The following is a 5,696-nucleotide window of genomic DNA, read 5'->3' as shown; positions in this document are numbered from 1 at the left end:
CCCGCCTTATTTTTTTGCGCGCGCGAAGTGGCGGTTACGCTTCGCTAACCCGCCCTACGTTGCTACGATGCTTCCCGATCAAGATGATCGGGAGCAATACCCATGAGCTCACTCGCCGGCAAGCAAGGCCCGCGCTATCGCCACGCGGCTGACGACGGCGCGCCCTACGAAACCATCGCGGTCGAAAAGCTGACCCCCATCATCGGTGCGGAAATCTCCGGCGTCGACATCGGCCAGCTGGTCGAGGGCGATGCGCGCTCTATCAGGCAGATGGACGAGATCCACCGCGCGCTGGCCGAAAACCTCGTGATCTTCTTCCGCGACCAGCACATCACGCCGAAGCAGCACCTCGCCTTCGGCCGCAAGTTCGGCGAGCTGCATTTTCATCCCGCAGCTCCTCACGAGGATGAAGACCCGGCCTTGATGAAGATCTACGCCGACAAGAACTCGCCGCGCGCCAACGGCGAGGGCTGGCATTCCGACGTGTCCTGCGATCTCGAGCCGCCGATGGGCTCGATCCTCTACATCAAGCAGTGCCCGCCGCGCGGCGGCGACACGCTGTTCGCCAACATGTACGCCGCCTATGAGGCGCTGTCGGATCGCATGAAAGCCTATCTCGACGGCCTCACCGCGCTGCACGACGGCGAGCCGATCTATCGCGGCCTTTATGCGAACTATGGCGTCGCCGACCGCCCGTCCTATCCGCAAGCCGAGCATCCGGTGGTGCGCACCCATCCGGTGACGGGCAGGAAGGCGCTCTATGTCAACAGAGGCTTCACCCGCCACATCAACGGCATCCCGCGCGACGAGAGCGACGCGATACTCGCCTATCTCTACCAGCACGCCGAGAACCCGCTGTTCCAGTGCCGCTTCCGCTGGACCGAGAACGCCATCGCGTTCTGGGACAACCGCTGCACCCAGCATCGCGCGATGTGGGACTACTGGCCGCACACGCGCTCGGGCACGCGCGTGACGGTGAAGGGAGAACGGCCGGTGTGACGATATCGTGGCGCATCACCGCCGCTCTTGCTGTTGCGCTGATCCCGCTCCTGGCTTTGCCGGCTGAGCATGGCGAGGCGGCACCGGCGCGAAAGGTCGCGAGCGCGAAGCCCAAGCCTCTGCCCGCTCCGGAAACATGCGATCCGCACAAATTCCGGATCATTCTCGATGTCGGACACACCTCCGAATCGCAGGGCGCCACCAGCGCGCGCAACGATGTCGAATTCGGCTTCAACCTGCAGCTGGCGAAGCTGATCGGCGAGAAATTGAAGTCGGCAAGCTTCGCCGCAACCCGCGTGCTGGTGACCGAAGGCAAGGCGAAAGCCAGCCTGCTCAAGCGCGTCGGAACCGCCAATGCGGCGCATGCGGATTTCCTCCTGTCGATTCATCATGATTCCGTGCCCGACAAGATGCTCGAAGAGTGGGAATTCGACGGCGCCAAGAGCTATTTCAGCGATCGCTTCAGCGGTCATTCGCTGTTCGTGTCGGAGCGCAACCCGCATTTCTCCGCCAGCCTCGCCTTCGCCAAGCTGCTGGGCCGGGAGCTGAAGGACAAAGGCCTGCAATACGCCACCCAATACTCCCTGCCGCTGATGGGGCGCTACCGGCATCCGTTGCTGGACAAGGATGTCGGCGTCTACCGCTATGACGGCCTCGTCGTGCTCTCGCAGACCCGAAGCGCCGCGGTGCTGCTGGAAGCCGGCTCCATCATCAACCGCGACGAGGAGATGGCGATGAACTCGCCGGAGCGGCGGGAGCTGATTGCAGCGGCCGTGACGCGGGCGATGCGGTCGTATTGCGAGAAGCGGTAGCTGGCTCCGTCGTTTCAACAACCGTCATTGCGAGCGCAGCGAAGCAATCCAGAATCTTTCCGCGGAGGCAGCCTGGGTTGCTTCGCTGCGCTCGCAATGACGAAGATCGCTACAGCGGTGCGCCGCGATATTCCCGGTTCGCCAGGCTCGCCTCCTCCAGATCCAGATCGCGTTCGATCCTGCGCCGCGTCTCGTCGGTGATCTGCCCGTCGCGCAGGAGATCATGGATGAACTTGCGCTCGACCTCGATCAGCTCGCGGGTCAGCGCGGTGCCGGCGGCCGAGACGTCGTGATGGGCGGGATCGAGCGAGTCAGGCAGCTGGTTGACGCGGATCTCGTGGCGGGCGCGCAAGAGCCGCATCACCTCGTCCGACACCTCTTTTTCCCCGGTCAGCGCATCCAGCGATTTCAGCGCGGCGTCGAGCGCCTGGCGCCGCGCCGAGATCTCGGCCTCGTGCTCGGCGACATGCTCGATGCGGCCGGCTTGCGCGATGCCGAGCCAGCGCACCACCGGCGGCAGCGTCAGGCCGACGCCGATCAGCGTGATGAAGATGACGCCGAAGGCGACGAACAGGATCAAATCGCGATAGGGGAAGGCGTTGCCGTCAGGCAGCGTGAACGGCAGCGCCAGCGCGGCGGCCAGCGACACCGCGCCGCGCACGCCGGTGAAGGCGAGCGCGAACGGCCATTGCCAGGGCGGCGACGGATCGCGCTTGCGCAGCGACTTGCTCAGCATGCGCGGCAGATAGGTCGCGGGATAGAGCCAGGCGAAGCGCGCCAGAACGATGACGAGCATGACCACCGCCGTTGCGATCATGATGTCGTCGAGCGGGAACGCCTTCGACTTCTCATAGAGCGCGCGCATCTGGAAGCCGGTGAGCAGGAACAGCAGGCCCTCGATCAGGTAGATGATGAGGTCCCAGAAGAAGATGCCCTGCAGGCGCGTCGATGCCGAAATCAGCAGCGGTCCGTTCCAGCTGACATAAAGGCCGCAGGCGACGGTGGCGATCACCCCGGAGCCGCCGACATGCTCCGGCAGCCAATAGGAGACATAGGGCGTGATCAGCGACAGCGTCAGCTCGACCTGCGGATCGCAAGACCATTTGCGGAAGCGCAGCGACAGCCAGCCGACGCCGATGCCGAACGCGATCTCGCCGGCGACGATGAGAGCAAATTCGCCCGTTGCCAGCGGCATGGAGAAATGCCCGACCATGATCGCGGCGAGCGCGAAGCGATAGAGGATCAGCGCGGTGGCGTCGTTGGCGAGCCCTTCGCCCTCGAGGATGACCAGCAGCCGACGCGGCATGTTGAGCCGCCGGGCGATCGCGAGCGGCGCCACCACGTCGGGCGGCGCAACGATGGCCCCGAGCAGGAAGCCGATGCTCCAGGGCAGGCCGATCATGTAGTGCGTGGCGGCTGCGACAAGCGCCGCCGTGAAGATCACGGCGCCGACCGCCAGCAGCACGATGGGGCGCAGATTGTTCCTGAACTCGCGCCAGCTCATGGCGACGCTCGCCGAATAGATCAGCGGCGGCAGCACCATCAGCAGCACCAGCTCCGGCGGCAGCTCGACCGGCGGCATGCCCGGCACGAAAGCCAGGCCGACGCCCGAGAGCATCAAGAGGATGGCCGGCGCCAGGTTGAAGCGCCGGGCCACGAGCGCGGTGCCGGCCAGCACCGCGAGCAGGATCAGGAAGGTCTGGAATTTCGCCGCGATCATGACCTGTCTTTGGCCCGGAAGCGGCCAAGAGGTCAATGTGGAGAGGTCAATGTGGGGTGGCTTAGGCCGGTCGTTCAGCCACCATAAGCCCGATGCCTGCGAACACCGCTTCGAGCCGGCTTTTCCTCGCCGCGATCGACCCGTGCCACGCGCGCCGTCATTGCGAGCGAAGCGAAGCAATCCAGAATCGATCCGCGGAGAGATTCTGGATTGCTTCGTCGCAAGGGCTCCTCGCCATGAGGTGTGGCGAGACCTTCACTCCCTCAGATCGTACCGATACGATTTCGACACGATCTGCCAGCCGTCGGCCAGCTTCATCGCCACCAGATAGTCCGTGAAGAAGCGTGGCGGCAGCTGGCATTTGACCTTGATGAAGGCGGTCTTGTCGTCCGAGCGGTCGATGGTGATGATGAAGTCCTCGCGCGGCTTGCCTTCCGCCTTGGCGGAGGGGCGCTTGCGCACCCAGGCGAGCCAGTCTGGCACGGTCAGGATCTTCAGCTCGCCCTTGTCCACCCAGCGCAGATCGGCCGAGGGGTGGAAGACCTCGCCGAGCTTGTCGGCATCTCCCTCGTAAAGCCCGTCAAAATAGGTTTGCACGACGGCTTCGACGCTCGACCGATTTTGGCTCATGGGTCGTCCCCTTTGAATGATGGCTTGACGGGAACTTAGTCGTACGGATCAAATTGCGCTATGGCTGTCTTCCGCCATTTGCGCGAGGGCATCATCATGACGGGCTCGCGACATCAGAACGCTCCGATCCTTGCCGGCGAATGCTATTGCCGCGCGGTCCGCTACGAAGTGGCGGACGCGTTCTCCTATGCGCTGAATTGTCACTGCTCGAACTGCCGCCGCACCACCGGTTCCGCCTTCAAGCCATTTGCCGGCATCGAATATGGCCAGCTTCGCCTGGTCAGGGGCGAGGACAGCAAGGTTATCTACGGCGACGACATTACCCATGACGCACACTGTGCCCGCTGCGGCTCGCTGCTTTATTCCCGCGTCCGCGAAGGCAAATGGGCCCATGTCGCCATGGGAACCCTGGTCGATACCCCCACGATCCGTACCACTGCGCATATTTTCGTGGGTTCCAAGGCGCCGTGGCACGAGATCACGGACAATCTGCCGCAATATCGGGGGCACGTCGGCGATGGCTAGAGCGTTTTCGAGCGAAATGGATACCGGTTCGCGTCAAGAAAACTCGTTGAAACTACAACCTGGAGCCCCGTTCCGATTCCATCGGAATGGGGCTCTGGCGAAAACGGGCCGAGGCGGCTGGCGGCGAACCGCCAACGCACTGGCGCGACTAACAAAAGAGGCTCCTTAGCCGGTTGCTCGCGCCGTCTTGGTGACCTCCATCACAAGCGCAGGCGGCGGATCTTGCTAAGGCTGTCCCCGAGGGTGTGAACTGCCCCGAAATTTTGGAAGTGGTCATGCGCAATTTGTTCAGGCTTTGCCCATTGCTCCTCACCGTCGCGCTGCTGTTTGGCGCCTATCCCGCCTTTGCCGGAAAGCGCGTCGCGCTGGTACTGGCCAACTCGGCCTATCAGAACGCGCCCTCGCTCGCCAATCCCGTCAATGACGGTGCGGTGATGGCGAAGACGCTGAAGGAGGCCGGCTTCGATGTCGTCGATTCCCGCCACGACCTGACCGCGCTCGATACCAGGCGCGTGCTGCGCGACTTCGCCGATGCGACCCGCGATGCCGACATCGCCTTGGTCTACTATGCCGGCCACGGCATCGAGGTCGACGGCTCCAACTATCTGATCCCTGTCGACGCCAAGCTCGAGCGCGACACCGACGTCTATGACGAGGCGCTCTCGCTGGATCGCGTGCTGGTCGCGGTCGAGCCGGCCAAGCAGCTTCGCCTGGTGATTCTCGATGCCTGCCGCGACAATCCGTTCGGCAGGACCATGAAGCGCACTTTGGCTTCGCGCGGCATCGGCCGCGGTCTGGCCCAGGTCGAGCCGGCCAGCACCAACACGCTGATCGCCTATTCGGCCAAGGCCGGCTTCACCGCGCAGGATGGCGACGGCGCCAACAGCCCCTTCACCATCGCTTTGTCGAAGCATCTGACCACGCCCGGCCTCGACGTCCGCCGCGCCTTCGGCTTCGTGCGCGACGACGTGCTCAAGGCGACTGGCAACAAGCAGGAGCCGTTCGTCTAC

Annotated in this window: 6 protein-coding genes; 4 read left to right on the top strand and 2 right to left on the bottom strand. The window is 64.0% G+C overall.

Annotated features, from left to right (window positions below):
* The first annotated feature begins 102 nt into the window (after positions 1–102).
* Together AOQ71_RS20385 and AOQ71_RS20380 are read left to right on the top strand one after the other, a co-directional pair.
* Complete coding sequence (locus AOQ71_RS20385; RefSeq protein WP_057749974.1) at positions 103–999, top strand: TauD/TfdA dioxygenase family protein; 897 nt, start codon at positions 103–105, stop codon at positions 997–999.
* The gene (locus tag AOQ71_RS20380) at positions 996–1,811 is read left to right on the top strand and encodes an N-acetylmuramoyl-L-alanine amidase family protein (RefSeq protein ID WP_057749973.1); all 816 of its coding nucleotides are present in this window, start codon (positions 996–998) and stop codon (positions 1,809–1,811) included. Before AOQ71_RS20385 ends, AOQ71_RS20380 begins: the two co-directional genes overlap by 4 nt.
* A gap of 109 nt (positions 1,812–1,920) precedes the next feature.
* Here AOQ71_RS20380 and AOQ71_RS20375 read toward each other — a convergent pair whose 3' ends face one another.
* Both AOQ71_RS20375 and AOQ71_RS20370 read right to left on the bottom strand, forming a co-directional pair.
* Positions 1,921–3,531: a Na+/H+ antiporter gene (locus AOQ71_RS20375; protein WP_083514353.1), complete on the bottom strand. Its 1,611-nt coding sequence runs from the start codon at positions 3,529–3,531 to the stop codon at positions 1,921–1,923.
* Between the two features lie 255 nt (positions 3,532–3,786).
* On the bottom strand, positions 3,787–4,161 hold the full coding sequence (locus AOQ71_RS20370; protein WP_057749970.1) for a nuclear transport factor 2 family protein: 375 nt from the start codon (positions 4,159–4,161) through the stop codon (positions 3,787–3,789).
* A gap of 96 nt (positions 4,162–4,257) precedes the next feature.
* On the opposite strand from AOQ71_RS20370, the gene AOQ71_RS20365 reads away from it, so the two are divergent.
* Both AOQ71_RS20365 and AOQ71_RS48225 read left to right on the top strand, forming a co-directional pair.
* Entirely contained in the window at positions 4,258–4,686 is a 429-nt protein-coding gene (locus AOQ71_RS20365) for a GFA family protein (RefSeq protein ID WP_057750081.1), read from the top strand.
* Positions 4,687–4,961: 275 nt separating this feature from the next.
* Positions 4,962–5,696 (top strand): caspase family protein (locus tag AOQ71_RS48225; RefSeq protein ID WP_245317022.1); only part of this gene is annotated, 735 nt, incomplete at its 3' end.

The organism is Bradyrhizobium manausense (assembly GCF_001440035.1).
GTDB classification, from domain to species: domain Bacteria; phylum Pseudomonadota; class Alphaproteobacteria; order Rhizobiales; family Xanthobacteraceae; genus Bradyrhizobium; species Bradyrhizobium manausense.
The sequence above is the reverse complement of the archived record's forward strand: the minus strand, read 5'-3'. Positions and strand labels throughout refer to the sequence as shown.

Coding starts and splice junctions, on each gene's coding strand:
- AOQ71_RS20375 (WP_083514353.1), bottom strand. CDS start 3,531: ATGATCGCGGCGAAATTCCAGACCTTCCTGATCCTGCTCGCGGTGCTG.
- AOQ71_RS20385 (WP_057749974.1), top strand. CDS start 103: ATGAGCTCACTCGCCGGCAAGCAAGGCCCGCGCTATCGCCACGCGGCT.
- AOQ71_RS20365 (WP_057750081.1), top strand. CDS start 4,258: ATGACGGGCTCGCGACATCAGAACGCTCCGATCCTTGCCGGCGAATGC.
- AOQ71_RS20370 (WP_057749970.1), bottom strand. CDS start 4,161: ATGAGCCAAAATCGGTCGAGCGTCGAAGCCGTCGTGCAAACCTATTTT.